Source organism: Chloroflexus sp., from assembly GCF_056331925.1.
In genome coordinates this window covers 1,404-4,499 of the sequence record NZ_JBWGQH010000024.1, presented here as the reverse complement: position 1 = coordinate 4,499, position 3,096 = coordinate 1,404, and the positions used below count along the sequence as shown (strand labels likewise).

The 3,096-nt window shown below is 57.9% G+C and carries 4 protein-coding genes; all 4 read left to right on the top strand.

Annotated features, from left to right (window positions below):
* Window positions 1-201: 201 nt before the first annotated feature.
* The 4 genes from AC01ZF_RS12825 (at window position 202) to AC01ZF_RS12810 (ending at window position 2,834) form a co-directional block, all read left to right on the top strand.
* Window positions 202-339: a hypothetical protein gene (locus tag AC01ZF_RS12825; RefSeq protein WP_428112917.1), complete on the top strand. Its 138-nt coding sequence runs from the start codon at window positions 202-204 to the stop codon at window positions 337-339.
* 101 nt (window positions 340-440) lie between these two features.
* Window positions 441-1,301, top strand: a complete 861-nt coding sequence (locus tag AC01ZF_RS12820) for a NifU family protein (RefSeq protein ID WP_424675863.1) — start codon at window positions 441-443, stop codon at window positions 1,299-1,301.
* Window positions 1,298-2,401: an NHL repeat-containing protein gene (locus tag AC01ZF_RS12815; protein ID WP_476575398.1), complete on the top strand. Its 1,104-nt coding sequence runs from the start codon at window positions 1,298-1,300 to the stop codon at window positions 2,399-2,401. Before AC01ZF_RS12820 ends, AC01ZF_RS12815 begins: the two co-directional genes overlap by 4 nt.
* A 166-nt stretch (window positions 2,402-2,567) precedes the next feature.
* Window positions 2,568-2,834, top strand: a complete 267-nt coding sequence (locus AC01ZF_RS12810) for a HypC/HybG/HupF family hydrogenase formation chaperone (RefSeq protein WP_424675861.1) — start codon at window positions 2,568-2,570, stop codon at window positions 2,832-2,834.
* The last annotated feature ends 262 nt before the right edge of the window (window positions 2,835-3,096 follow it).

Genomic DNA, 3,096 nt, shown 5'->3' with positions numbered 1-3,096 from the left:
TTGGCAGGCGCAAAGAGGGCAAAGACGTGAGGATGATAAACGCAAAGGTGCAAAGAACGTAAGGAGCGCAAAGGTGTTTTATGGTTTTGTCACAAACCATCCTTAAATTGACCACAAATCAAAGCCTTTGCGCACCTTTGCGCCTCTGCGTTTAAGAATCTCTGCTCTCTGCTCCCTTTTCATATCTCGGTTGAGAAGAGTATGGAAGCATTCCAACGCCAACAATTTGATCTGCTGCTGATGATGGCAACCGAACGATTCGTCGAACGGATCGTCGAGCGCTGCGCCGGCCCCGAAGCAGGGTTGGCAAGCCTTCGCCGAGGTGTTAGTTCTCCGTAGCGAAGAGACGCTTGAACAAATGACCGGCTACGGCTAGCTCCAATTGGAGATGACCACCTAACCATCACACCGTTGTGACTCAATACCAGGCGAGGACAGCAATGACTCAAACTGTACCCGACGATACCGGTCTACTCGAACAAGCCGCTGCACGGGTTGATGCGGCGGTGGCCGCCGTCGCCAAGCTCGAACCGGTGGCGCAGACTGCCGCTACCGAGTTGAAGCAGGCGATCGAGGCTTTTCATAAACTGGCCCTAACCACGATCGTTCGCCGGCTCAAGCAAGACCCGCGCGGTAAAGAGCTGTTGCTCGAACTGGTTGAAGACCCCGCCGTATACGCGCTCTTGCTGATGCACGGCATTGTGCGGGCCGACCCGCTCACCCGCGCCCGCCGCGTGCTCGACGGCGCGCGCCCGTATATGCAGTCGCACGGCGGCGATGCCGAGTTGGTTGAAGTGCGCGACGGCATAGCCTACGTGCGCTTGCATGGCTCATGCAACGGCTGTTCGCTCTCGGCCTTTACCTTGCGCAAACACGTTGAAGAGGTGCTGTTACGCGAGGTGCCGGAAATTACTCGCCTTGAGGTGGTGAACGATCAAGCGACGCCGGCCATTCTCCGTGCCGAAGCGCAGGAATCGCCGGCCATCGAGAAGGGATGGGTGCGTGGCCCCGCCGTCGCCGAGGTGCTACCCGGCCAGATGGTGAGCTTCGCCAGCGAACGCGGCAGCGTGCTGATCGTCAATCTGACCAACCGGCTGAGCGCCTACCGCAACGCTTGCGCCCATCAAGGCCGCCCGCTCGATGGCGGGATGCTTGATCCTGACGCTGGCACGCTGACCTGTCCGTGGCACGGCTTCTGTTTCGATGTCCAGAGCGGCGAGTGCCTGACTGCGCCGCAAGCACAGCTTGAGCCGTTTCCGCTCCGAGTCGTTGATGGCATCATTTGGGTGCGACCGCAATGATGGCAAGTAAGATAGTCCGCTGGCTGGGTGCGCCAGCACCGGGTGGTTTGGCGCTGCCGGCGGCCAACCCGACACCGGCCCATCTCTATGCGCCGCGCGGCGTCTATCTCGACGACGAGCGGCTAATTGTGATTGATTCGGGCAACCATCGCGTCCTAATCTGGCACGAGTTTCCAACGCACGATCACCAACCGGCTGATGTCGTGCTCGGCCAGCCCGATTTCTTCCACGAAGGGCCGCGCGCATCCGGTCACGGCCCTGCCAATGGCTTCCATCTGCCCACCGGTGTAACGGTTGCCGAAGGAAGAATCTACCTTGCCGATGCGTGGCATCATCGTGTATTATGTTGGCATCGCATTCCTAATCGATCCGGCACACCACCCGATAGTGTGATCGGGCAAGATTCACTACTTGACATCGAGCCAAATCGTGGCAGTACGGTTGGGCCGCATACCCTCTACTGGCCGTATGGTGTAGCATGGATCAATGGCTGGTTTTATATTGCCGATACCGGCAATCGACGGGTGTTAGGATGGCGTGGCCTTCCCAGCGACAGACAACCGCCTGATGTGATACTCGGTCAGCCTAATGCCTACAGCAACGCCGAAAATCGCGGCGGCCCGCCGGCTGCCAACAGTTTTCGTTGGCCGCACGCCATCGCCGGCGATGGCGCAACGTTGTATGTCGCTGATGCCGGTAACCATCGGGTATTGGGATGGACACCACCGCCAACGGCTGATCGGCCCGCCGATCTTGTGTTGGGTCAAGCAAGCATGCAGAGCGCGTTTGAACAACCGCACGTGCCGCAGGGAGCGCACCGGCTCCGCTTTCCGTATGCGGCAGCCTGCGCCGGCGACCGGTTATTCGTGGCCGATACCGCCAACAATCGCGTGCTGCGGTGGCAACCCATCCCGCGTGCCGGCGCCAGCCTGCCGGCGCAAGCGGTCTACGGCCAATACAATTTCGACGACAGTGGCGAAAACCGCTGGCAAGTCATCGGCCCCGATACGCTCTGCTGGCCCTATGGTCTCTGCGCGCATCGCCAGTGGCTGGCGATCGCTGATTCAGGCAATAATCGGGTCTTGATTTGGGAGGTGTAAGGAACGCAAATCGCAAAGGACGCTACAGTTGCCAACGCTCACGCTCCAACCGTCCTTAACATCTCACATAAAAACTTTTGCGCCCTTCGCGTGCTCTGCTCCTTTGTGTTAACAACCTTTGCGCCTTTGCCTACTCTGCGCCTTCACAGGTTGAAAGGAATTGCGTATGTGTCTCGGTATTCCCGGTCGCATCATCGAAATCTACGACAACGGCCTCACCCGGATGGGCAAGGTCGATTTCAACGGCATCGTCAAAGAAGTGTGTCTCGCCTACCTACCCGATTTGCAAGTTGGTGATTACACGATCGTGCATGTGGGTTTTGCGATAACTCGCCTCGATGAGGAATCGGCGCACGAAACGTTAGCTCTTTTCCAATCGCTCGGAGTGCTTGAAGAGGAACTTAATCCCGATGAGTCGCACGAACCCGTATAAGGGAGAGGTGCAAAGGGATCAAAGGCGCCGAGATAGATACACGCCAAGACGCAAAGGCGCTAAGATGTTATAATGTGAGTCTGTCACTACACTTGTACCACTATACAAAAAACTTGGCGTTCTTCGCGCCTTTGCGTTAAGAACTGGGCTGACATCACCGGCGGGCACACCAACGTCGTGGATACAAAAACTTGGCGTTCTTCGCGCCTTTGCGTTAAGAACTGGGCTGACATCACCGGCGGGCACACCAACGTCGTGGATA